Source organism: Corynebacterium sp. UMB0012 (assembly GCF_030216265.1).
Classification (GTDB): domain Bacteria; phylum Actinomycetota; class Actinomycetes; order Mycobacteriales; family Mycobacteriaceae; genus Corynebacterium.
On the sequence record NZ_JASOKQ010000005.1, the window covers coordinates 37,381 to 58,301 of the forward strand.

22 protein-coding genes are annotated in these 20,921 nt (G+C 60.2%); 11 read left to right on the forward strand and 11 right to left on the reverse strand.

The window, feature by feature from the left end; translation table 11 throughout:
• Nucleotides 1-16: 16 nt before the first annotated feature.
• Nucleotides 17-430 (forward strand): YccF domain-containing protein, encoded by a 414-nt coding sequence (locus QP324_RS03700; RefSeq protein ID WP_284814542.1) that lies wholly within the window; start codon nucleotides 17-19, stop codon nucleotides 428-430.
• Nucleotides 431-592: 162 nt separating this feature from the next.
• On the opposite strand, the gene pgi is transcribed toward QP324_RS03700, so the two are convergent.
• The 3 genes from pgi to QP324_RS03715 all read right to left on the reverse strand — a co-directional run bounded on the left by pgi (nucleotide 593) and on the right by QP324_RS03715 (nucleotide 4,034).
• On the reverse strand, nucleotides 593-2,230 hold the full coding sequence (gene pgi / locus QP324_RS03705; protein ID WP_284814543.1) for a glucose-6-phosphate isomerase: 1,638 nt from the start codon (nucleotides 2,228-2,230) through the stop codon (nucleotides 593-595).
• A gap of 86 nt (nucleotides 2,231-2,316) precedes the next feature.
• Nucleotides 2,317-3,663, reverse strand: coding sequence for a Na+/H+ antiporter family protein (locus tag QP324_RS03710; RefSeq protein ID WP_284814546.1), 1,347 nt, complete (start codon nucleotides 3,661-3,663; stop codon nucleotides 2,317-2,319).
• Nucleotides 3,664-3,710: 47 nt separating this feature from the next.
• A complete protein-coding gene (locus QP324_RS03715; protein WP_023021988.1) occupies nucleotides 3,711-4,034 on the reverse strand; it encodes a chorismate mutase in 324 nt (107 codons plus the stop codon).
• Between the two features lie 97 nt (nucleotides 4,035-4,131).
• Between QP324_RS03715 and pcrA the strand changes: the two genes are divergently transcribed.
• Complete coding sequence (gene pcrA, locus QP324_RS03720; RefSeq protein WP_284814548.1) at nucleotides 4,132-6,645, forward strand: DNA helicase PcrA; 2,514 nt, start codon at nucleotides 4,132-4,134, stop codon at nucleotides 6,643-6,645.
• Here pcrA and QP324_RS03725 read toward each other — a convergent pair.
• Nucleotides 6,642-7,400, reverse strand: coding sequence for a M23 family metallopeptidase (locus QP324_RS03725; protein WP_284814549.1), 759 nt, complete (start codon nucleotides 7,398-7,400; stop codon nucleotides 6,642-6,644). The two genes, pcrA and QP324_RS03725, sit on opposite strands and share 4 nt — an antisense overlap.
• Before the next feature lie 649 nt (nucleotides 7,401-8,049).
• Complete coding sequence (locus QP324_RS03730; RefSeq protein ID WP_284786478.1) at nucleotides 8,050-8,799, reverse strand: M23 family metallopeptidase; 750 nt, start codon at nucleotides 8,797-8,799, stop codon at nucleotides 8,050-8,052.
• Between the two features lie 412 nt (nucleotides 8,800-9,211).
• Between QP324_RS03730 and QP324_RS03735 the strand changes: the two genes are divergently transcribed.
• From QP324_RS03735 to QP324_RS03755, 5 genes are read left to right on the forward strand one after another with little or no spacing between them, the layout of a single operon-like run.
• The gene (locus QP324_RS03735) at nucleotides 9,212-10,921 is read left to right on the forward strand and encodes a DUF6350 family protein (protein ID WP_284814552.1); all 1,710 of its coding nucleotides are present in this window, start codon (nucleotides 9,212-9,214) and stop codon (nucleotides 10,919-10,921) included.
• A 10-nt stretch (nucleotides 10,922-10,931) separates the two neighbouring features.
• Nucleotides 10,932-11,552 carry a phosphoribosylglycinamide formyltransferase gene (gene purN / locus QP324_RS03740; protein WP_284814554.1) on the forward strand — a complete coding sequence of 207 codons (621 nt, stop codon included), beginning with the start codon at nucleotides 10,932-10,934 and terminating at the stop codon, nucleotides 11,550-11,552.
• A 27-nt stretch (nucleotides 11,553-11,579) separates the two neighbouring features.
• Complete coding sequence (gene purH / locus QP324_RS03745) at nucleotides 11,580-13,112, forward strand: bifunctional phosphoribosylaminoimidazolecarboxamide formyltransferase/IMP cyclohydrolase (protein WP_284814555.1); 1,533 nt, start codon at nucleotides 11,580-11,582, stop codon at nucleotides 13,110-13,112.
• A gap of 15 nt (nucleotides 13,113-13,127) precedes the next feature.
• The gene (locus QP324_RS03750) at nucleotides 13,128-14,024 is read left to right on the forward strand and encodes a hypothetical protein (RefSeq protein WP_284814557.1); all 897 of its coding nucleotides are present in this window, start codon (nucleotides 13,128-13,130) and stop codon (nucleotides 14,022-14,024) included.
• Between the two features lie 24 nt (nucleotides 14,025-14,048).
• Complete coding sequence (locus tag QP324_RS03755; RefSeq protein WP_239279234.1) at nucleotides 14,049-14,681, forward strand: hypothetical protein; 633 nt, start codon at nucleotides 14,049-14,051, stop codon at nucleotides 14,679-14,681.
• A gap of 7 nt (nucleotides 14,682-14,688) precedes the next feature.
• Here QP324_RS03755 and QP324_RS03760 read toward each other — a convergent pair whose 3' ends face one another.
• From QP324_RS03760 to rpmB, 6 genes are all read right to left on the reverse strand, one after another.
• Nucleotides 14,689-15,405, reverse strand: a complete 717-nt coding sequence (locus tag QP324_RS03760; protein ID WP_204609795.1) for a TetR/AcrR family transcriptional regulator — start codon at nucleotides 15,403-15,405, stop codon at nucleotides 14,689-14,691.
• 102 nt (nucleotides 15,406-15,507) lie between these two features.
• The gene (locus QP324_RS03765; RefSeq protein ID WP_284814560.1) at nucleotides 15,508-16,287 is read right to left on the reverse strand and encodes a putative nucleotidyltransferase substrate binding domain-containing protein; all 780 of its coding nucleotides are present in this window, start codon (nucleotides 16,285-16,287) and stop codon (nucleotides 15,508-15,510) included.
• Between the two features lie 240 nt (nucleotides 16,288-16,527).
• Nucleotides 16,528-16,782 (reverse strand): 30S ribosomal protein S18, encoded by a 255-nt coding sequence (gene rpsR / locus QP324_RS03770; RefSeq protein ID WP_005279904.1) that lies wholly within the window; start codon nucleotides 16,780-16,782, stop codon nucleotides 16,528-16,530.
• A 15-nt stretch (nucleotides 16,783-16,797) separates the two neighbouring features.
• On the reverse strand, nucleotides 16,798-17,103 hold the full coding sequence (gene rpsN / locus QP324_RS03775; RefSeq protein ID WP_005279906.1) for a 30S ribosomal protein S14: 306 nt from the start codon (nucleotides 17,101-17,103) through the stop codon (nucleotides 16,798-16,800).
• Between the two features lie 3 nt (nucleotides 17,104-17,106).
• On the reverse strand, nucleotides 17,107-17,271 hold the full coding sequence (gene rpmG, locus QP324_RS03780; protein ID WP_005279910.1) for a 50S ribosomal protein L33: 165 nt from the start codon (nucleotides 17,269-17,271) through the stop codon (nucleotides 17,107-17,109).
• Nucleotides 17,272-17,273: 2 nt separating this feature from the next.
• Nucleotides 17,274-17,510 (reverse strand): 50S ribosomal protein L28, encoded by a 237-nt coding sequence (gene rpmB, locus QP324_RS03785; protein WP_005279911.1) that lies wholly within the window; start codon nucleotides 17,508-17,510, stop codon nucleotides 17,274-17,276.
• Between the two features lie 473 nt (nucleotides 17,511-17,983).
• On the opposite strand from rpmB, the gene QP324_RS03790 reads away from it, so the two are divergent.
• The 4 genes from QP324_RS03790 to QP324_RS03805 all read left to right on the forward strand — a co-directional run bounded on the left by QP324_RS03790 (nucleotide 17,984) and on the right by QP324_RS03805 (nucleotide 20,862).
• On the forward strand, nucleotides 17,984-18,253 hold the full coding sequence (locus tag QP324_RS03790; RefSeq protein ID WP_005323793.1) for a type B 50S ribosomal protein L31: 270 nt from the start codon (nucleotides 17,984-17,986) through the stop codon (nucleotides 18,251-18,253).
• 15 nt (nucleotides 18,254-18,268) lie between these two features.
• Entirely contained in the window at nucleotides 18,269-18,442 is a 174-nt protein-coding gene (rpmF, locus tag QP324_RS03795; protein ID WP_005279913.1) for a 50S ribosomal protein L32, read from the forward strand.
• Between the two features lie 165 nt (nucleotides 18,443-18,607).
• On the forward strand, nucleotides 18,608-19,306 hold the full coding sequence (locus QP324_RS03800; RefSeq protein ID WP_284766849.1) for a response regulator transcription factor: 699 nt from the start codon (nucleotides 18,608-18,610) through the stop codon (nucleotides 19,304-19,306).
• Nucleotides 19,303-20,862, forward strand: coding sequence for a HAMP domain-containing sensor histidine kinase (locus QP324_RS03805; RefSeq protein WP_284814562.1), 1,560 nt, complete (start codon nucleotides 19,303-19,305; stop codon nucleotides 20,860-20,862). The genes QP324_RS03800 and QP324_RS03805 overlap by 4 nt, the downstream gene beginning before the upstream one ends.
• Nucleotides 20,863-20,921 lie beyond the last annotated feature (59 nt).

Genomic DNA, 20,921 nt, shown 5'->3' on the forward strand with positions numbered 1-20,921 from the left:
CGCTAGGGTGGGGACTATGCGTACCCTTCTCAATATCATTTGGTTCATCACCGGCGGGTACCTCCTAGCCTTGGCCTACTTCCTCTTTGGCATTATCGCCTGTATCTTTATCGTCACCATTCCAGCGGGCGTGGCCTCGTTCCGCATGGCTAATTTCGCCCTGTGGCCATTCGGCCGCTCGGTGGTGCAGCCGGTAAAGGGCAGCGGCTCCATGTCCACCTTCTCCAACATCGTCTGGTTCGTGGTCGCCGGCCTATGGCTGGCCATTGGCCACGTCACCACCGCGGCGGCACAGGTAGTGACCATCGTGGGCATCCCGGCCGCGCTGGCCAACCTGAAGATGATTCCGGTGACCTGCTTCCCCTTCGGCCGCAAGATTGTGGACTCTGACCACATCCCATTCGGCTGGGAGCCGATGGTCAAGCTCTAAACCGCATTCCGCTGACAAACAAGCACGTTTCGCCCAATTTCGCCTTGATTTTGGGCAGAACGTGCTTGTTTTGCATTGCGGGGGCCGAAAGAGGCCAAAAAGCGGCCGCGTTATCCACCCCGCTTAGTGTGCGGGAGGGGATAACGCGGCTAAAGTGGGCCTTTAGCGGTTGGAGCGGTACCAACCGATGAGCTCATCGGTGGACTGGTCACCGGAATCGGCGGCCTGAGCGCCGGAGACGGCCGGAGCTAGGTCATTAGCCTGCTGCTTGCCCAGCTCCACGCCCCACTGGTCAAAGGAGTTGATATCCCAGATAATGCCCTGGGTGAACACGATGTGCTCGTAGAGGGCGATGAGCGCGCCGAGCACGGCGGGGGTCAGCTCCTCAGCCAGGATGGTGGTGGTCGGGCGGTTTCCCGGCATGACCTTGTGCGGCACGATGGCCTCGTCTACGCCTTCGGCCGCGATTTCTTCTGCGGTCTTGCCAAAGGCCAGCACCTTGGTCTGGGCAAAGAAGTTGCCCATGAGCAGATCATGCATGGAACCAGAGCCATCGGCGGTGGGGAAGTCCTGCTTCGGGCGGGCGAACCCGATGAAGTCCGCCGGGATGAGGCGCGTGCCCTGGTGCATGAGCTGGAAGAAGGCGTGCTGGCCATTGGTACCCGGCTCGCCCCAGTAGATTTCCCCGGTGGACGGGGCGGCAACCGCGGTGCCATCGCGGCGCACGGACTTGCCGTTGGATTCCATGGTCAGCTGCTGCAGGTAGGCCGGGAAGCGGCCGAGGTCCTGGGAGTAGGGCAACACGGCGTGGGTCTGGGCGCCGAAGAAGTTGGTGTACCACACGCCGAGGAGGCCCATGAGCGCCGGGACGTTTTCTTCCAGCGGGGTGGTGCGGAAGTGCTCGTCCATGGCGTGGAAGCCCTCGAGGAAGCGCATGAAGTCCATCGGGCCGATGGTGCACATGAGGGATAGGCCGATGGCGCAATCTACGGAGTAGCGGCCGCCGACCCAGTTCCAGAACGGGAACATGTTCTCGGTATCGATGCCGAACTCGGCTACCTTCTCCGCATTGGTGGACACGGCGACGAAGTGCTTGGCCACGGCGGACTCGTCACCATCGAATTGCTCGATGAGCCAGCGGCGCGCGGCGTGCGCATTGGTCAGCGTCTCCTGGGTGGTAAAGGTCTTGGAGGCGATGATAAACAGGGTGGATTCTGCATCGAGGCCATCGAGCGTGGCGGCCATATCGGCCGGGTCCACGTTGGAGACGAACTCGGCGGAGATGCCAGCGACCTCATAGGAACGCAGCGCCTTGGCCGCCATGGCCGGACCAAGGTCAGAGCCGCCGATGCCGATATTGACTACCTTTTTGATGGTGTGGCCGGTATGCCCGAGCCACGAGCCGGAGCGCAGCGCGGTGGCGAAATCGCGCATGCGGCCTAAGACCTCGTGGACATCGGCGGCGACGTCCTGGCCGTCAACGCTCAAGTCATCTTCGGCAGGGATGCGCAGTGCGGTGTGCAGCACGGCGCGGTCCTCGGTGTTATTGATGTGCTCGCCGGCGAACATGGCATCGCGGCGGGCCTCAAGGTCGGCGGCCTTGGCTACCTCAACCAGCTGCTTGACGATGTCCCCGTCGATAAGGTTCTTCGACAGATCGACGTGCAGCCCGGCGGCGTCGAAGGTGAAGTTGCGGGCGCGGTCTGCATCGGCGGCAAAAAGCTCGCGGAGGTTGAGGTCCTTTTTCTCCTCATAAACCTTCGCGAGCTCGCTCCACTGGGCAGATGCGGTGATATCCATGGTGGTAGGCCTTTCTGGCAACTAGCGCATTGGCAACATGTACCCCTCCCACCGTAGTCCAGAAAGCACTACCGCGTCGGGCCGTCTTAGAGGATGAGCGCGCCTGCCCAGCCGGCAATAAGCAGCGGAATATTGAAGTGAATGAAGGTGGGAATGACCGAGTCGCGGATGTGGTCGTGCTGGCCATCCGCGCCCAAGCCCGCGGTAGGGCCGAGGGTGGAATCGGAGGCGGGAGAGCCGGCGTCGCCAAGCGCGCCTGCGGTGCCAATAAGCGCCACGGTGGCCGCGGGGCTAAAGCCCAACGACATGCACAGCGGCACATAGATAACGGAGATGATGGGCAAGGTGGAAAAGGAAGAGCCGATGCCCATGGTGACCACTAAGCCCACCACGAGCATCGCGCCGGCGGAAAGGACCTTATTGGTGCCAAAGAGGTTGGCCGTGGCATCCACCAGCGGGCCGACCTCATTGGTCGCCGTCATGACCGAGGCGAACCCCTGGGCGGTGATCATGATGAAGCCGATGAGCGCCATCATCTTCATGCCATTGGTAAAGACATCGTCCGCGTGCTTCCAATCCACCGCGCCGGTAAGCAGCAAAATTCCCAAGCCTGTCAGCGCACCGACCATGAGGCCATCGGATTCGAAGTCGAGCGCCTGCATGACAATCTGCACCGCAAAGGTGGCAATGATGGCCACGACGGAAACCCACACCTTATAGGCAGAGGGGGTCTCTTGATGCTCCTCAGCCGCGATGGGCAGGTTTTCATAGTCGCGCGGTTTGCGGTAACTAATGAAAATGGCGATGAGTAGGCCGGCGAGCATGCCGAGCGCCGGCACGCCCATGACCTGCATGATATTGATATCGGAGGTATCAAGCCCTGCCTGCTGGATATTAAAAAGCAGGATGTCATTTAAGTAGATGGAGCCAAAGCCCACCGGAATGAACATGTAGGTTGTGATAAGGCCGAAGGTCAGGCAGGTAGTAATCAGCCGGCGGTCCAAGCGCAGCTTATTCATCACTGTAAGTAGCGGCGGGATGATGAGCGGAATGAAGGCGATGTGGACCGGGATGAGGTTCTGGCTCATCACGGACATGGCGATGAGCCCGAGGATGAGGATCCACTTGGTGGCCAAGGCGGCCTTGGGGTCTGCTTCGCCGCTGCCGCCGAGCTTGCGGATGAGGAAATTAGCTAGGACCTGTGGCAGCCCGGCCGAGGCCACGCCCATGGCAAAAGCGCCCAAGAGGGCATAGCTCAGGGCAATCTTGGCGCCGCCGCCCAAGCCATCTTGGAAGGCGACCATGGTGGCATCGAGGCCCATGCCCGACAGGAGCCCGCCGACGATGGCTCCTAGGAAGAGCGCTACCACCACATGCACGCGCAGGAGGGCGAGCACGAGCATGACTATGACGGCGACGAGAACTGCATTCATGCTAATTCAGGGTACTGCATAGTATCGGCTGGGTCGTAATTATTCGGCTAACCCAGGCGGCCGCGGCCCATCCGCAGTAGCGCCGAGGCGATGGTGGGGCCTTCTTCCCCAAGTTCATCGCGGAACTGATTCAAAATGGCGATCTCGCGGGTGTGGACCAAGCGGGTGCCGCCGGAGCTCATGCGGGTGCGGCCAATAGCCTGAGAGACTTCCGTGCGGCGCTTGGCGGCATCCAAGATGATGCGGTCCATGCGGTTGATTTCTTCGCGATACTGCTGGATCTCCGCATCAGATAGGGGATCATCCGTACCCGAAGGCGTGCGGATGTCCAGGCCGTTATCGACGATGTCCTTGTTATCTTCTGCGGTCATAAGACCATATTGTGCCACCCGCCCGCGCAAAAGGAAATAGCAGCTCGCACGGCGGATACGGGGCGTGTCCGGTGGGGCTAGTAGGTTGGAAGGCATTATGAACGAAAACTCTCCTTTTAGCCCTTCCTCGTCCACCGGCGGCGCTCCCACGCCAAGCCCCTTTGGCGGCTTCGGCGCACCGCGCACAGCGAGCTCGGAATCCGAATCCCCCGATGCCTTGACCGAGGGCCTCAACCCACAGCAGCTTGAGGCCGTTACCCACACGGGCAGCCCGCTGCTCATCGTGGCCGGCGCCGGTTCCGGCAAGACCGCCGTGCTTACCCGGCGTATTGCTTATCTCATGCGCCACCGCGGGGTGAATCCGTGGGAGATCCTCGCCATTACCTTTACTAATAAAGCCGCAGCGGAAATGAAGGAGCGCGTGGGCGGGCTAGTGGGCCCTGTGGCTGAGCGCATGTGGGTATCTACCTTCCACTCCATCTGCGTGCGCATCCTGCGCCAAAACGCGCAGCTTGTGCCAGGCCTTAATACCAACTTCACCATCTACGATGGCGATGATGCTCGCCGGCTTTTGTCCATGATTGCCAAGGACTTGCAGCTGGATCTGAAGAAGTACACCCCGCGCGTGCTGGCCAATCAGATTTCTAACCACAAAAACGAACTCATTGGGCCCGAATCCGCACTGGAAAAGGCGCAGCAGACCAAGAACCCGTTTGAGACCACCGTGGCCCAGGTATATGCCGAATACCAGCGCCGCCTGCGCGCGGCCAATGCCGTGGACTTTGATGATCTCATCGGTGAGGTGGTGCGGATTTTCACCCAGCACCAGCAGGTGGTGGACTTTTATCGCCGGCGCTTTAAGCACGTGCTTATTGACGAGTACCAGGACACCAACCACGCCCAATATGCCCTAGTTGCTGCGCTCGTGGGTAGGGGAGAGCTCGGTCCGGATGCGCCGGAGCTGTGCGTAGTGGGCGATTCCGATCAGTCCATTTATGCCTTCCGCGGGGCCACCATCCGCAATATTCAGGAATTCGAGCGCGACTACCCGCAGGCGCACACCATCTTGCTGGAACAGAACTATCGCTCCACACAGACCATTCTCAACGCGGCCAATGCCGTTATTGCAAAAAATGAGAACCGCCGCGAGAAGAACCTGTGGACCGCCCACGGTGAGGGCGAGCAGATCGTAGGCTATGTTGCCGATAATGAGCATGATGAGGCGCGGTTCATCGCCTCTGAAATCGATTCCTTGGCGGATAAGGGCCGCAGCTATTCCGATATCGCGGTCATGTACCGCACCAATAACGCCTCCCGTGCGCTGGAAGATATCTTCATTCGCTCCGGAATTCCGTACAAGGTGGTGGGTGGCACGCGCTTTTATGAACGGCGCGAAATCCGCGATATGGTGGCCTACCTGCGAATCTTGGATAACCCGGACGATACGGTAAGCCTGCGCCGCATTATCAACGTGCCCAAGCGTGCCATTGGTGACAAGGCGCAGGGGCATATTGCCCTCCATGCGGAAAACCACGGCATTAGCTTTGGCAAGGCGCTTGCCGATGTCCCCCGGGGCGACGTCCCTGGCCTTGGTACTCGGGCTATTAACGCAGTCACCAAATTCAACGACATGATGGAGGGTATCCGCAATCAGATCCCGTCTATGCGCGATGAGGTTACCGGCCAACCGGATTTGGGCGAGCTGCTTTCCGCCATTTTGGATGCCACGGGATACAAGGCGGAATTGGAAAATTCGAATGATCCGCAGGACGGAGCGCGTCTAGATAACCTCAACGAGTTGGTATCGGTGGCGCGCGAATTCACCTCGGAGGCGGCCAACCAGCTTGCTGCATCCGGTGCGGATGCAGTGGACCCCTCCGAGCTAGTAGAGGAGGGCGAAGCCGCGCCCGGTTCGCTGCAGGCATTCTTGGAAAAGGTGTCGCTGGTGGCCGATGCTGACCAGATCCCAGATTCCGAGACCGGTGTGGTCACCATGATGACTCTGCACACCGCCAAGGGCCTTGAGTTCCCCGTAGTCTTTTTGACCGGCTGGGAGGATGGCCAATTCCCGCATATGCGCTCACTGGGTGACCCGAAGGAACTAAGCGAGGAGCGCCGCCTCGCCTATGTGGGCATTACCCGCGCTCGCGAGCAGTTGTATCTTACCCGCGCCATTTTGCGCTCGGCGTGGGGCAATCCGGTGACTAATCCCGCCAGCCGCTTCCTCGGCGAGGTCCCAGAAGACCTCATCAACTGGCGGCGCGAAGACTCCGATAGTTCCCTGACCGGCGCGTGGGGCGAGGACGATTACCAATATGGTCGTTCCTACGGCCGCGACTGGTCTGGGTGGGGCAGAGGAGGGTCCCGCGGTGGCCAGCGCGCTGCGTCTTCCCCATCGCGACGCACTAGCAAGCCAGCGGCGACCTCAATGCCTAAGAACAATAACCTCAACCTTGCCGTGGGTGACCGCGTCAATCACGCTAAGTACGGGCTCGGAACTGTCATTGAGACGTCCGGCTCCGGTAAGCGTGCCACGGTCACCGTGGATTTTGGTTCTTCCGGTAAGGTCCGGCTGATGCTCATCGGCGGGGTGCCGATGGAAAAGCTCTAGACCGTAATGCCGCGCTCGTTGAACCAGGAGACTGGGTCAACGGGTGCTCCTCCACCTGGGTGAATCTCAAAGTGGAGGTGCGGGCCAGTGGAGTGGCCCTCGTTGCCAATGCCGGCGATTTCCTGACCCGCGGTCACGCGCTCGCCCACATTTACCTTGAGCTGGTCTGCCGACATGTGACCGTAGACGGAGATGGTGCCGTCATCGTGCTGGATGCGGATCCAATTGCCAAAGCCCTGTGCCGGGCCGGAGTTGATGACGGTGCCGTCCATGACCGCCAGAATCGGGGTGCCCACCGGGTTAGCTACGTCGATGCCGTTGTGCATCGTGCCCCAGCGCTGGCCGAAGCCAGAAGTAAGCGTGCCGGAGGTAGGAAAGACCACGGTATTGCCCGCGGAGTCCTTGCCGCGCTTCGTGGTGAGTCCGGAGTGATTCCCCTGCGGTGCGAAAGCTTCCTTCAGGCCCGGTACAGTGCCCGGGTCTAGGACGATATTGACGCCGCCGGATTCGTTTCCATCTACCTGCGGGGTAGCCTCGCCGTTGAGCAGGCCAACCGAGGTGGTGGCGAGGCCAACGAGGGCGTCGACCACTCCGGCGTTATCTACATTGGTAGCGGTGGGCTCGGAAGAGCCGTCTGATACGTCCACGCTAGCCACTGGCTCTGCAGCAAAAGCGGTGGTGCCGGTAGCAAGTACGGTGCCAAGCGTAACGATGCTCAGCGCCACGTTCTTGCGTGCGCGGTTCATGCGCTTCATAGTTAAAGTCCTTTTCATGGCTGTGCATGGTCTCGGGACGCTTGTGCCCTAGAGAGGGAGGCGTCTTGCAACTGCCAACCGCGACACGCCGAAAGCTGAAATGCTTGCGTTCGAAATCGCTCGTGGCAACGAGTTAAAAGTTAGCCCGCCCGAACAGCCCGCGCAATCTTAAAAAACGCTGGTAGAGACGGAAATGATTCGAAATTATTCGAACATGCCAGCTTGTTACGCATGTTGCGAATGTGGCTCGAGTGGCGTCTGTAAAGTACTGGTTTAGGGTCTGGGGGTGAACCTTGGGGGTGGCGTCCATGGCTTGGGTCCGCAGTCTCATGCGGTGTCGGTGGCTGAACGTTAAAAATATCCACTCACCTGCGACAAGTCTGCGCACTGGACTTGTCTGAATGTGCTTCTGGCTCTCTTGTGGGGCCGTGGCGAGGGTCTAGCTGGTGCTGTGTTCACTAATGGCAGCGGAGCCCTCAGGCGGCGCCAAGGGCGGTGTAGTGCGCCCTTGGGGCGGTTTGGGGCGCAGTTGATGTAATCCCATCTTCCGGGCGAGTGTACTAGGTGAGGGGAGAGTATCTGTGGGCATGACAAAGCGCTGCAGAGAAGTTCTCTGCAGCGCTTAACAAGAAGGTGTTGGGGTGGGGCTTTAGAGGTCGATGCCTCGCTCAGCCAGCCAAGGCTGCGGATCGATTGCCTCGCCACCGTTCGGGTGAACTTCGAAGTGGAGGTGGGAGCCGGTGGAAAAGCCCATCGAGCCCATGCCGGCGATCTTCTGGCCGGCATGCACGTGCTCGCCAACGGCCACGTCAAGAGTTTGCATGTGACCATAAACGGTCATGGTGCCGTCGTCGTGCATGATGCGGATCCACTGGCCAAAGCCGGAAGCTGGACCGGAGTCGATGACCGTACCATCCATGACGGCAAGGATTGGGGTGCCGGGAGAGTTGGCGATGTCGACGCCCTTGTGGAAGGTGCCCCAGCGCATAGCGAATGGGGATGTGAATGCGCCTTCGGCAGGGCGAGCTACGGACGGAGCGCGAGCAGCCTCGTCGGCAGCGGCGCGCTCTTCAGAGGCCTGAATGGCCTTGTTGAGTTGATCGGTCAGATCAGTAACTGGCTTAGCCTCAGCCACGTTGAGGATCTGTGGGGTGGTATCAACCGGAGCCGCAGCAGCATCCTCAACTTGGGTGGAGTCAGAGGCGAGCTCGAAGTCAACGGACTGCGTCTTGGTGGTGGCCGCGTCATCGGACTGGATGTTTGCGGCGGCTGCGCCACCAACGCCGGCCGTGGAAACTGCACCTGCCGCAACCGTCATTACGGCAATGCGGCCCTTCGCGGTCTGCGAGGTGACAATCTTGCGATGGCGGCCGGCGCCACGCTGAACTTTGCTTCGCATTAGGTCTTCTTTCGTCATTTTCACAATCTGCGCAGAACGAGTGTTACGTCCCCACCGAGTTAGTTACGAGATTGTGACCTTCTTGTTACCAACGAGATGTAACAGTAGCGTCTCGAAAAGATAACAGCAACCCAAATTAAAGAATTTTCAGGCTCGCCTCGGGGAAATTGTCCACGAGCAGGCAACATGGGGCACACGGAATGTTATTAGTGCGATAAAGATCCCACGCGAGCTCCGCGTGCGTCACGCAAAACTAGCGGCCTTTTCCTTCATAGTATTACAGCCAGAGTTAAGGGTGTGAAACCAGGGTAGATTTTATACTCCTTATATATTTGTATAGCCCAGGTACAGGGGTTGCCGCCGGTGATTTTGCGAGTGCCTCGTCGCGCCACCCCGATTTCACTTCCGGAAGGTGGCAAAGTGGACGCCGATGAACAAAAACACCAGCCCCCAATCTCGGTCAACGCCCCGCCCGCGTAGCCAGGCGCGGGGCCGTACGGTGCGCGCGGAGCGCACCCCACGCGCGCCTCATCCCAGTGGCTCACGCCAGTCCTCTGGATCGGCGCAGCGCGTCGCCCGTAAAGCCGGCTCCAAGGCCAAGGCGCGCCGTACCCCCGCGCCGCTGACCAAAGCCGGGCGCATTCGCCGCATGCTTATTACGGCGGCAGTGCCCAACGTGGTTATTGTCCTTATCATTATGGCCATCGCGCTTGGCGGTCTCATGCTCACCGGCTCTCCCATGGCGTGGTGGTACACCATCGTGGCGGAGGCCTGGATGGTCTTTAACCTCGCCCCGGTCTCTGCGGCTGATGTGCATATTTCCTTCTTGCCGGCCTTGCCAGCGCTTATCCTTGCCTCGGTGGTGGCGGTTCGGGTGCGCAGCGCGGTAAAACACAAGGTCAGCGTCAAGGACCTGCTTACTCTTTTGGCCTGCGTGTTTGGCGTGCCGGTGGTATTTACCATCATCGCGTGGCTGATGCTGTGGGATGCGGGCAAGGTCTATGACGTCTCCCCGCCTAATCTGGCGCAGGCGTTGCTGCGCGTTATTGTTCTGCATCTGGCAGCCATGGCGTCCGGTATGGGGTGGCGCTTGTGGCGGGCGTTGGCCAAGCGTTATGGGGTACCGCGCCCGCTTGTCGACGCCACCCAGATCGCCCTTCGCTATCTCGCCTACCTGGCCATTGGCGCAGCCGCAGTCTTTGCGGTGGTATTCCTTGTCAATGTCTCCCGCCAGGGCGAGATGATGAATGACTATCCTACGATCTCCGGCTTAGGCATTGCCGGACTCGTGCTGCTGAGCGTGCTCTACATTCCCAATGCCATCGTGAGCACCGCGGCGGTATTGGTGGGCTCGGAGTTCTCCGTAGGTGAAGGCTCGGTAAGCCTCTTTAGCGCCCACCTCGTGCCGCTGCCACCGCTGCCCATTACCGGCGGCATTCCTGCCTCCGCGCCCAGCTGGGCTGTGGCGCTATTGATCGTCCCCCTCGGCGCTGCAATCTACTCTTTGTACAAGAAACGTCCGAGCTTTCAAGACGTCCTCGTAGCTACGGTGGCCTCCGCAGTACTCATGCTGGTTGCCTGCTACCTTGTCAGCGGTGACCTTGGCTACTACGGCGCGACCGGCCCGCAGCTGTGGACTGCCGCAGGCCTTACCGCCCTGTGGATGGCTGTCGTTGGTTGTGCCGTTGCCGCAGGCTTCGCCTTCGTGGCCTGGCGCGCGGCCCGCACGGTACCTGGTGTGGACACCGCCGATGAGTACGCCGATGAGCCCGCTGCTGATGCCACCACTACCGAGGTGACCGATGCAGCCACCGCCGAAACTGACGACGCCCCCGCCGAACCGGAGCGCGAGCCCATCACCGATCCGGAAATCGTTGATGCCGAGGTAGTCGAGGACGAGCCCCAGGATTCCGCACCTGGCGAGGCCGCAGAGGAACCGGAAGAAGAGCAGAAAGAAGAGGACACTCCAGCCGAAGAAACAGCAGAGCAGCAGGATGAGGCTGAGGAGGGCAATGAAAGGGGCGTCGCCAAGCCGCTGAGCCAACAGTTCAAGGACCAAATGGGGGAGAGTGAGCAGGACTCTGCGGGCGAAGATTCCCCCGAGGAGGGGGAGAGGGGCTAGGCTATAGCGCGTGACTTCACCGATGCCTCCGCGCTATACCGCTGACCCTGAACGCCTCCGAGTGGTGGTGCTCGTTTCTGGAACGGGTTCCCTGCTACAAGCCATTGTGGATGCCCAGGCCGGGCATTACCAGGTAGTGAAGGTGGTGGCGGATAAGGAATGCCACGGTATTGCGCGCGCACAGGGCCACGGGATTGAAACCGAGGTCGTGGCGCTGGGTACGGATCGCGCCGAATGGAATCAACGTCTGGTTGACGCAGTAGATGCTGCGCAGCCAGACGTTGTTGTTTCTGCGGGCTTTATGAAGATCCTGGGCCAGGAATTCTTGGACCGCTTCGAAGGCCGCACTATCAATACCCACCCGGCGCTGCTGCCTGCCTTCAAGGGAGCGCACGCGGTGCGCGACGCCCTAGATTATGGCGTGAAGATCACTGGCTCTACCGTCCACTTTGTGGACGCGGGCGTGGATACCGGCTCCATTATCGCGCAGCGCCCCGTTGTCATTGACGCGGACGATGACGAGTCCACCCTCCATGAACGCATTAAACAAGTAGAGCGCGATCTCATCGTGGAGGTGCTGCGTGCAGCTAACGTCCACGACGAGAAACTAACTATTCAACTCGCAGACTAAGACTTTTCGAAAGGCTTAATCCTCCTCATGAGCGAAGACCGCAAGCAGGTAAAGCGCGCCCTTATCAGCGTGTACGACAAGACCGGGCTGGAGGATCTAGCCCGCGCCCTCGATAAGGCAGGCGTGGAAATCGTCTCCACCGGCTCCACCGCGAAGAAGATCGCGGACCTAGGCATCGAGGTCACCCCGGTAGAAAAGCTCACCGGCTTCCCGGAGTGCTTGGAAGGCCGCGTCAAGACGCTGCACCCGCGCGTGCACGCCGGAATCCTGGCCGATACCCGCAAGGACGACCACCTCAACCAGCTCTCCGAGCTCGAGGTAGAGCCTTTCCAGCTCGTCGTGGTCAACCTGTATCCCTTCCGCGAGACCGTGGCCTCGGGCGCGGACTTTGATGGCTGCGTGGAACAGATTGATATCGGCGGCCCATCCATGGTGCGTGCGGCCGCCAAGAACCACCCGTCCGTCGCCGTTGTGGTAGACCCTTCCCGCTACGGTGAGGCAGTGGAGGCCGTGAACAACGGTGGCTTTACCCTGGAGCAGCGCCGCGGCTTGGCGCGCGACGCCTTCCTGCACACCGCGGATTATGATGCGGCCGTCTCCGCGTGGTTCGTGGATCAGCTCAGCGAGGAGGGCCAAACCACCCCGCTGCGCTACGGCGAGAACTCTCACCAGGCGGCGACTGTCACCCGCATCGGTTCCAAGGGCCTTGCCAATGCCACCCAGTTCAATGGCAAGGAGATGAGCTACAACAACTACCAGGATGCGGATGCCGCGTGGCGCGCCGCCTGGGACCACGAGCGTCCCTGTGTTGCGATTATCAAGCACACCAACCCATGCGGCATTGCCGTGTCCGAGGAGTCCATCGCCGCCGCCCACCGTGCGGCGCACGCGTGCGACCCAATGTCCGCCTTCGGTGGCGTGATTGCCGTCAACCGTGAGGTCACCGTAGAGATGGCCGAGCAGGTCAAGGAGATCTTTACCGAGGTCATCGTCGCTCCTTCCTATGAGGACGGCGCCATCGAGGTGCTCAAGGCCAAGAAGAACCTGCGCGTGCTGCAGGCAGAGCACGAAGACCAGCACGAGGAGCGCAAGTACATCTCCGGCGGCGTGCTCACCCAAGAGCCAGACACCTACCAGGCCGAGGGCGATAACCCGGCCAACTGGACCCTGGCTGCGGGCGAGGCCCTCAACGAGTCCGACTTGGCTGAGCTCGAATTCGCATGGCGCGCCGTGCGCGCGGTGAAGTCCAATGCCATCTTGCTGGCCAAGGACAATGCCACCGTGGGCGTAGGCATGGGCCAGGTCAACCGCGTTGACTCCGCCAAGCTGGCTGTCGAGCGCGCTAACACCTTGGCCGATGGTGCCAACCGCACCGAGGGCTCCTTCGCCGCTTCCGACGCCTTTTTCCCGTTTGCCGATGGTTTGCAGGTGCTTCTCGACGCCGGCGTTAAGGCCGTTGTTCAGCCCGGCGGCTCCATCCGCGACGAAGAAGTCATCGCGGCAGCGAAGGAAGCCGGCGTTACTTTGTACCTGACCGGTACCCGCCACTTCGCGCACTAGCCTAAGCTAAATGCCATGACATTCCCTATCTGCCGGGCCTGGGGCCCGGCAGCTGCCCTTATCGCCTGCGCGCTCACCCTCAGCGCTTGCGGCGACGAGGACGCGGCGAATAATTCCCCTACCTTTGTCAATACCGAGGCCCGTGGCACGGCGGATCCCCTCTACGGAAAAGAGACCACGACCGCAGCGCCCGCGGCCTCATCCGCGGCCCCTTCTGGTGACGTCCAAGCCGTGCTTGACCGCATCGTGGCCGAACACGGCGATGTGGGCATCGCGGTCTCCGATGGCACCACCACCATTGAAGCGGGGCGCACCGCTCCCGAAGCCGCGTGGTCAACCTCCAAGGTGCCGGTGCTCATCGCGGCGAATCGCACGGGTGCTGCCGATAACCAGTTGGTGTCTTCCGCGATTACCTACTCCGATAACGAGGCCGCCAAAGCCGCGTGGGCGGGGCTAGGGGAGGGCACCGCCGCCGCGCAGGCCGCACAAAGCGTCATCGCGGAGGCGGGAGATACCGCCACCCAAGTCCAATCCCAGGTCACCCGCCCGGAATTTACGGCCTTTGGCCAAACCATGTGGAGCGTGGGCAACCAAGCAAAGTTTATGGCCGGGTTGCGCTGCGTTGAAGGAGCGCAGCCGATTATCGACGCCATGGGTGTCGCCGATCCCGCCCAAGGCTACGGCCTGCGCACCCTGCCGGGCGCCTTGATGAAAGGCGGCTGGGGACCGAGCCCGGCCGGTTCCTACGATGTGCGGCAGATGGGCATCGTGCAACTGGGCGGGCACGACGTAGCCGTGGCACTGATTGCCTCATCCCCTGATGGCCAGTACGCCTCCACCCAAACGGTGCTTACCTCCATGGCCGAAGCCCTAGCGCAGGCCGATACCCAGTGGTCCAGCCCTGCCTGCTAAGCCTGCCAGTAGAAAGGAAAACTCATGACTTCTCGCTTAAGCCTCCGCTCGCTCATTGCCGCAGGTTTCGTCCCGCTCGTGGCCGCCAGCCTCGCGCTGAGCGGTTGCAGTGACTCCACGGACGACGCTGCCCCGAGCTTCAAAGGGAAGGGCAGCGGAATGACCACGGTCAATAACTCCGACAGAGAAGAGGAAAACGCCGAGGAATCCACAGCCGCGCAAGAGACTGTAACCAAGCAAGAGGAAGCCCCTGAGGAACCGCCGGTAGTTACGGTCACGCAGACGGAAAAGCAGGAAGCCCCGTCTTCCACCGGTGGGGGTCAGAAGACGGGTGTGGGAAACTACATTTCTGATTTCAACGAGTACGGATGGCTCGACGGAGGCTACGCCAACTGTCAGCGCTTTGAGCGTGCCTTGTTCGCTGGGGCTGGTCCCGACGGCAGGGTCATCATTTGCGAGACCGGAGGTGGCGACAAGATCTATCGATCGTCGATGTTTGATGGCCAGTTCCAGACGAGCGACGTTACCCAAGACGGCAATAACTACTACGTCAATGCGGATCCGTCGATCATAGTGGTGACCCCGAGCGCAGTGAGCGTGCGCGAGGGCGGCGGATTGGCCGCCACGGGCGAGTTCACGGAGTCGTGGCAGCGCTAAGAAAGAGTTAGCGCGACTTCTTCTTGCGGTCGGCCGCAGCGGCGGCGGCCGCAGAGATGGAGTCGTTGCGATTTTTCAGTAGCTCGAGGGTAGTTTCCTCGGCATTGTCGGGGACGGAGGCACCGAGGACGGCCAAGGCGGCGTCGGCAAGCATGGCGGCAGTCTCCGGAACCGACTGGGAAGCGTCGAACGGAGGGGTGCCGTTATTGGGGCGCATTTCAATGACGGACAGCGCGATGTGGAAGGGCAGCTCCACGCGGGGGTCATCCTCGCCCACAATGGCGGCGGCGGTGGAGCGGAAATGATTCTGCAGGCGGTCGCGCGACTCGTGATACTCGGAGAACTCCGAAGAATTAGCCACCGGCAGCTGATACAGGCGGCCCACGTTCCAGCCACTGGTGAGCAGCAGACGCGATTCTGCGGCGACCAAAGACCACAGGCGCTGTGCTGGGGCCGCGTCGGTACCCGCCAACTCATCGGCCAACTCCAAGGAGGGCTCGATGGTGGAATTGAGCAGCGTCAGGAAAATCTCCGTCTTGGACGGGAAGTGGTAGTACAGCGACGCCTGACGGATGCCCACCGCGTCTGCGATCTGGTGCGTGGACGTGGTAGCAAAACCCTGAGTAGTGAAAAGCTCGGAGGAGGCGTCCAGGATCTCCTCTCGGGCGCTATTGCCCCTGCGCCGCGGGCTGTGTTTACGCGGCCTACCGACATTGCCTGCCATGCGGTGGGACGCCTCCTTTCGCAAAAGAGAAATCACTTCTAATAATCAACTGTACAATCTTATGCCCGACTAGGTACTGCTTCCGAATCCGCACCGTAGAGACTATTTATATTCTTCCGTCCGACGGGCAATAGACTCAAACGCCGCCGCGACAATGCGGCACGCGGAGCCATAAGCAGTGCGGTCCAACGGCGGGAGATCGCGCAATGTTGCCGAGTGATCACTAACCCCCTCGTACCAACGGCGCAACTCTAACGCATAGCCAGTGCGCCACGCTAGGTCCAAAGCCTCTGCATCAGCGGCGCTAAGCAGATCGCGTTCCACGCCGATCGCTAAGCGATCCACCGTGGGGCGCGGCCCCGGCGCCGCCCAGCGTGCGATTGCCGCGATGGGGGAGAGCAGTGTGACTTTAATATCCACCGCTGTATCGCGGTCCGGCAGGCCATCGACCATCTTTAGGGTAGGAGGGCGCTGGCCCAAGGCTTCTTCCAGTAGCGCTTGTTCTCCGCCGTTTCCAAGGGGCAGGCCGGCGTCGACTCGCGCGGCGATGGAATCGGCGGCTACGTGAGCCTGGAGACCGACATCAGCGAAGACCTCTTGCAGATCGGCATCTTCACCCATCCACACCACGGGCATGGAGGGCAACTGGTCGCCGCGGGCGGCAGCGCCGCTAAGGCGGACCGGGGAGTTGACCCCCGGGGAGCGAACAATATCCGTAATCAGCCGGGAATACCAGTGGGCCAATTCAATCTCATTGTCCTGGTGGGCGACCGCGTTGCGCAAGATATCTTGGGCCTCTGCGAGCAGTCCGCGGGCCGTAGCGCGAGACTGGCAGTGCGGGGCGAGCTCGGAGAGATCGAGTAGGGATTTGTGCAGGGCCATTGCTCACTGCCTTTCACTAGTGCGGGGCCAGTGTACCCCGCCGGCTGCGGGGTACACGAATGTTTTCAATCTAACACCTCAGCCTGGTAAGCCGGGCATGTGGGCCGCAGGGAAGGGATGGGAGGGATAAAACGACTTTCGCCGCCTGCCCTCGAGGAGGGGGGCGGCGGAAGCTTATGGTTCTTTTACCGTGTCACACTTGCCAGCGGCAAAAGTGCGCTGTTGATACCCAGCTACTGTTTAGCGGGTGGTGAACGGCAGGAGAGCCATTTCGCGTGCGTTCTTGACGGCGGTAGCAACCTGACGCTGCTGCTGCGGGGTCAGACCGGTGACGCGACGGGAACGGATCTTGTGACGATCCGAGATGAACAGACGCAGAGTCTTGGTGTCCTTGTAGTCCACCTTCTCGATGCCCTCGGCCTTCAAAGGGTTCTTCTTTGGGCGACGGCTCTGCTCCATACGGAACTTCTTTTGGTTATTGCGCTTATTAGCCATTGTGCAATTACCCCTTTACCAGCTGGACTTACGAACGCCCGGCAGCTCACCACGGTGAGCCATGCCGCGCATACGGACACGGGACAGGCCGAACTTGCGGAGGTAACCGCGTGGGCGGCCATCGGCAGCGTCACGGTTACGTACGCGGGCTGGGGAAGCGTCACGAGGCTGGCGGTTCAGCTCGAACTGAGCCTCCAGGCGCTCCTCATCCGGGGTGTTCGGGTTCTTGATGATCTTCTTGAGCTCAGCGCGACGCTCCGCGTAGCGGGCGACGATTTCCTTGCGCTGCTCGTTCTTAGCGATCTTGGACTTCTTAGCCATTGATTATCGCTCCTCGCGGAATTCGACGTGCTTGCGGGCAATCGGATCGAACTTCTTCAAGGTGATGCGATCCGGGTTGTTGCGCTTGTTCTTACGGGTCACGTAGGTGTAACCGGTGCCCGCAGTGGACTTAAGCTTGATGATTGGGCGGATATCGTTACGTGCCATACTTAAATCTTCTCCCCACGTGCGCGAATCTTAGCCACAACGGACTCGATGCCATCGCGGTCGATGATCTTCATGCCCTTCGTGGAAACATTCAGGGTGATGGTACGGCCCTCAGAGGGCAGGTAGTAGCGACGACGCTGCACGTTGGGGTTCCAACGGCGCGAAGTGCGGCGGTGCGAGTGCGAGACCTGCTTGCCGAATTCCGGCTTGCGGCCCGTTACCTGGCAAATAGCCGACATGGGTCTTCTTTCTCCTAGCCGCCCACATCATGGCTATAGACAATGAAGCGCCGACTGCCGTGTGAGGGTGGCAGTGCTCAAAAGTGAGGTGTGAGCGGGTGCGGCGCCATCGTCAAACACCAGTAGACGGGGCGTAAAACGTATATTTTGACAACAGCAAGGGAAAATCTTACAGCCTCGGACGCGAATTACCTAATCGCTATCTTGCTGTGACAGGTGGGCCGTTTGCCGTGCTGGGGTGGTGTTTGCCTGTGGGGCACCGTTAAGCGTGGCGCAAGAAACGGGAGTGAAATGAGTGGTTGCCGCTGGTTGGGGATTTCGCATATGGGTTAGTTGACTGTAGGATAATTCAGGTTGTTGACCCGTGCCGCGCGGCGCGCGGTTAACAGAGTGAAATTTGTACGTCCCAACTCGGGCACGATCCACGCTAAGGGTGTGGAACCGACCCGTAGTCCAACCCTGAGGGAATATATATGAAGAAAGATATTCACCCGGATTACCACCCGGTAGTCTTCCGTGATGCTGGTACCGGTCACTCCTTTTTGACCAAGTCCACCGCTTCCTCCGACCGCACCGTTGAGTGGGAAGACGGCAACGAGTACCCACTGATCGTCGTTGACGTTACCGCTGAGTCCCACCCGTTCTGGACTGGTGCACAGCGCGTTATGGATACCGCCGGCCGCGTCGAGCGCTTCAACCAGCGCTTCGGTGGCATGGCACGCCGCAAGAAGAAGAACGCGTAAGGAGGAGAGTAGAAAATGGCAACTCCTAAGTTTAAGAAGTCCCGTGCGAACACCCACGCACGCCGTTCCCAGTGGAAGGCTGACAATGTAGCCCTCCAGGAAGTCACCATCGACGGCCAGACCGTCCGTATCCCGCGCCGCCTGGTTAAGGCTGCCAAGCTGGGCCTGGTTGACGTAGAGCAGTTCTAAGCTCGCTCTTTAATCTCCCCGTCCGCTCTCGATTAGAGGGCTGGGCGGGGATTTTTAGCTTTAGAAGCGTTCTATAAGCATGTTTTAGCCGTATTTGGGGGACTGTGGGGGTAAATATTTCCCTAAACTTCATGAAGTTGACTGCCATAAGTAATAATTAGGCCTATGAAAATCCTTGTGGTGGATGATGAACAAGCCGTCCGCGAATCGCTACGCCGTTCCTTACGCTTTAACGGCTACGAAGTGCTGACCGCTAACGACGGCTTGGAGGCCGTGGAGACGGTGCGCGCTGAGAATCCCGAATTGCTGATTCTGGACGTCATGATGCCCAACATGGATGGCCTCGAGGTGTGCCGCAGCCTGCGCAGTGAGGGTTGGGACCGTCCGATCCTCGTTCTAACTGCGCGCGATGGTGTTTCGGACCGAGTGGCTGGCCTTGATGCCGGCGCTGATGACTACCTGCCAAAGCCGTTCGCATTGGAGGAGCTCTTGGCCCGTGTGCGCTCCTTGGTGCGCCGCGCCTCCGCAGATTCCATCGCAGCTGAAGCCCCAGTGGAAAGCAAGCTGAGCTTCGAGGACCTTGAACTCGACGCTGATACTCGCGAAGTCAGCCGCGGTGGCCGCGCAATTTCCTTGACTCGTACCGAGTTTGCGTTGCTGCAGCTGCTGATGGAAAATCCCCGCAAGGTTCTCTCCCGCAGCAAGATCTTGGAAGAAGTATGGGGCTACGATTTCCCTACCTCCGGCAATGCTCTCGAGGTCTATATCGGCTACCTGCGTAAGAAGACCGAGGGCGAGGGCGATGCTCGCCTCATCCACACGGTCCGTGGCGTGGGCTATGTTTTGAGGGAGTCTAATCCGTGATTTTAAGGAAGCCCGCTTCCCCTGCGGTGGCTTCCGGTAAAGTACAGTCCACCCCTCTTACCGAGTTCTCTGATCGTCAGGGGAGTTGGGCTTCACGGACGCCACTGCGGTGGCGCCTTGCTACTGTTACTGGCCTTGTGGTGGCCGTAGCCGTTGCCTTGATGACGTTGGCAACGTATTGGGTTGTTTCTATGTCCCTTACTGCCTCAGTCGATGACCGCTTGGAGGCCAAGGCCGATGTCTTGTTGCGGCAAAGCCAAGACCCGCGGTTCATGGATAACGTGGATCAGGAAATCGAGGACTTTAAGTCCTATAACCCCGGCACCCGCGTAGCCCTATCACCGCCCTCCATGAGCTTTTCCTACGGCGACACCATTCCTGTGGGCGGGGACTTCCACCGAACGGAGGATTACACGGAAACTTCCGTGCGTACCGTGGGTGGCGAGCGAGTGCTGGCCAAGCGTCATGATCTTGGTTCTACCGTGGTCGTTGCTCAGTCTCTCGCTCCTACGCAAGGGCTCATAGCCATCTTGGGCACTGTGCTTCTGATTATCGTTGGCCTTGGCATCTTGCTCGCCATTTTTGCAGGCCTCATCGTGTCCAAAACCGGTATGCAACCCATCGCCCGGCTGAAGCGAGCGGTGGATTACGTGACGCAGACCAACGACCTGCGTCCTATTGAGGTCTCTAATAACGACGAGATGGCGCAGTTGACCACCTCCTTTAATCAGATGCTGGAGGCACTGCAGGAATCCCGTTCGCAGCAGTCTCAATTCGTAGCCGATGCCGGACACGAGCTGAAGACCCCGCTGACCTCTATGCGTACCAATATTGAGCTTTTGATGATGCTCAATCGCGCCGGTGGTGGCTTTGGTATTAGCGATGAGGACCGCAAGGACCTCGAAGATGACGTCATGTCCCAGATGAATGAGCTCTCCACCTTGATTGGAGACCTCGTTGATTTGGCGCGCGAGGACGGCAATGAGCGTGAACCGGAACCGGTTGACCTTTGTGAAGTCATGATGGCTTCGCTGGAGCGAGCGCGCCGCCGCCGTCCCGATGTGGAGTTCTTGGTGCGCTTTATCCCGTGGGAGCTGGACGGCGACCCCTTCGCATTGGGCCGTGCCACGCTTAATCTCATGGATAATGCGGCCAAGTGGTCGCCGGCTACTGGCACGGTGCGCGTGTCTATGGATCAGCTATCCACCCGCGAGGTGCGCCTGCGCTTTGATGACTCCGGGCCTGGCATTGCGCCGGAGGAGAGGGAGAAGGTCTTTGAACGCTTCTACCGTTCGGCGGAAGCGCGTTCCATGCCGGGCTCGGGCTTGGGCCTGGCCATTGTGAAATCGGTGATTGAACGTCACGATGGCACCATCAAGATCCGCGTGTCTAATGATGGTGGTACCCGCATGGAAGTCATCTTGCCGGGCAAGCCTGTGTCGGGTGAGGTTTTCGTGGACGGTTTGGCAGATCTGCATGAGGGGCTGCCGGGTGGTAAGGAAGACCCGAGCGACCGCGGTGAAATCTTTGCGCAGCGCTGGTTTAATCAGGGCTAGTGTATAAGCATTTATACTGGTGAGATAATACAGCAACCTTTCAGGAATTCCTAGTAGGT

What these genes read in the sequence shown, in the direction of transcription:
- QP324_RS03700 (WP_284814542.1), top strand. Translation starts at nt 17, where the DNA reads ATGCGTACCCTTCTCAATATCATTTGGTTCATCACCGGCGGGTACCTC.
- pgi (WP_284814543.1), bottom strand. Translation starts at nt 2,230, where the DNA reads ATGGATATCACCGCATCTGCCCAGTGGAGCGAGCTCGCGAAGGTTTAT.
- QP324_RS03710 (WP_284814546.1), bottom strand. Translation starts at nt 3,663, where the DNA reads ATGAATGCAGTTCTCGTCGCCGTCATAGTCATGCTCGTGCTCGCCCTC.
- QP324_RS03715 (WP_023021988.1), bottom strand. Translation starts at nt 4,034, where the DNA reads ATGACCGCAGAAGATAACAAGGACATCGTCGATAACGGCCTGGACATC.
- pcrA (WP_284814548.1), top strand. Translation starts at nt 4,132, where the DNA reads ATGAACGAAAACTCTCCTTTTAGCCCTTCCTCGTCCACCGGCGGCGCT.
- QP324_RS03725 (WP_284814549.1), bottom strand. Translation starts at nt 7,400, where the DNA reads ATGAAGCGCATGAACCGCGCACGCAAGAACGTGGCGCTGAGCATCGTT.
- QP324_RS03730 (WP_284786478.1), bottom strand. Translation starts at nt 8,799, where the DNA reads ATGCGAAGCAAAGTTCAGCGTGGCGCCGGCCGCCATCGCAAGATTGTC.
- purH (WP_284814555.1), top strand. Translation starts at nt 11,580, where the DNA reads ATGAGCGAAGACCGCAAGCAGGTAAAGCGCGCCCTTATCAGCGTGTAC.
- QP324_RS03750 (WP_284814557.1), top strand. Translation starts at nt 13,128, where the DNA reads ATGACATTCCCTATCTGCCGGGCCTGGGGCCCGGCAGCTGCCCTTATC.
- QP324_RS03755 (WP_239279234.1), top strand. Translation starts at nt 14,049, where the DNA reads ATGACTTCTCGCTTAAGCCTCCGCTCGCTCATTGCCGCAGGTTTCGTC.
- QP324_RS03760 (WP_204609795.1), bottom strand. Translation starts at nt 15,405, where the DNA reads ATGGCAGGCAATGTCGGTAGGCCGCGTAAACACAGCCCGCGGCGCAGG.
- QP324_RS03765 (WP_284814560.1), bottom strand. Translation starts at nt 16,287, where the DNA reads ATGGCCCTGCACAAATCCCTACTCGATCTCTCCGAGCTCGCCCCGCAC.
- rpsR (WP_005279904.1), bottom strand. Translation starts at nt 16,782, where the DNA reads ATGGCTAATAAGCGCAATAACCAAAAGAAGTTCCGTATGGAGCAGAGC.
- rpsN (WP_005279906.1), bottom strand. Translation starts at nt 17,103, where the DNA reads ATGGCTAAGAAGTCCAAGATCGCTAAGAACGAGCAGCGCAAGGAAATC.
- rpmG (WP_005279910.1), bottom strand. Translation starts at nt 17,271, where the DNA reads ATGGCACGTAACGATATCCGCCCAATCATCAAGCTTAAGTCCACTGCG.
- rpmB (WP_005279911.1), bottom strand. Translation starts at nt 17,510, where the DNA reads ATGTCGGCTATTTGCCAGGTAACGGGCCGCAAGCCGGAATTCGGCAAG.
- QP324_RS03790 (WP_005323793.1), top strand. Translation starts at nt 17,984, where the DNA reads ATGAAGAAAGATATTCACCCGGATTACCACCCGGTAGTCTTCCGTGAT.
- rpmF (WP_005279913.1), top strand. Translation starts at nt 18,269, where the DNA reads ATGGCAACTCCTAAGTTTAAGAAGTCCCGTGCGAACACCCACGCACGC.
- QP324_RS03800 (WP_284766849.1), top strand. Translation starts at nt 18,608, where the DNA reads ATGAAAATCCTTGTGGTGGATGATGAACAAGCCGTCCGCGAATCGCTA.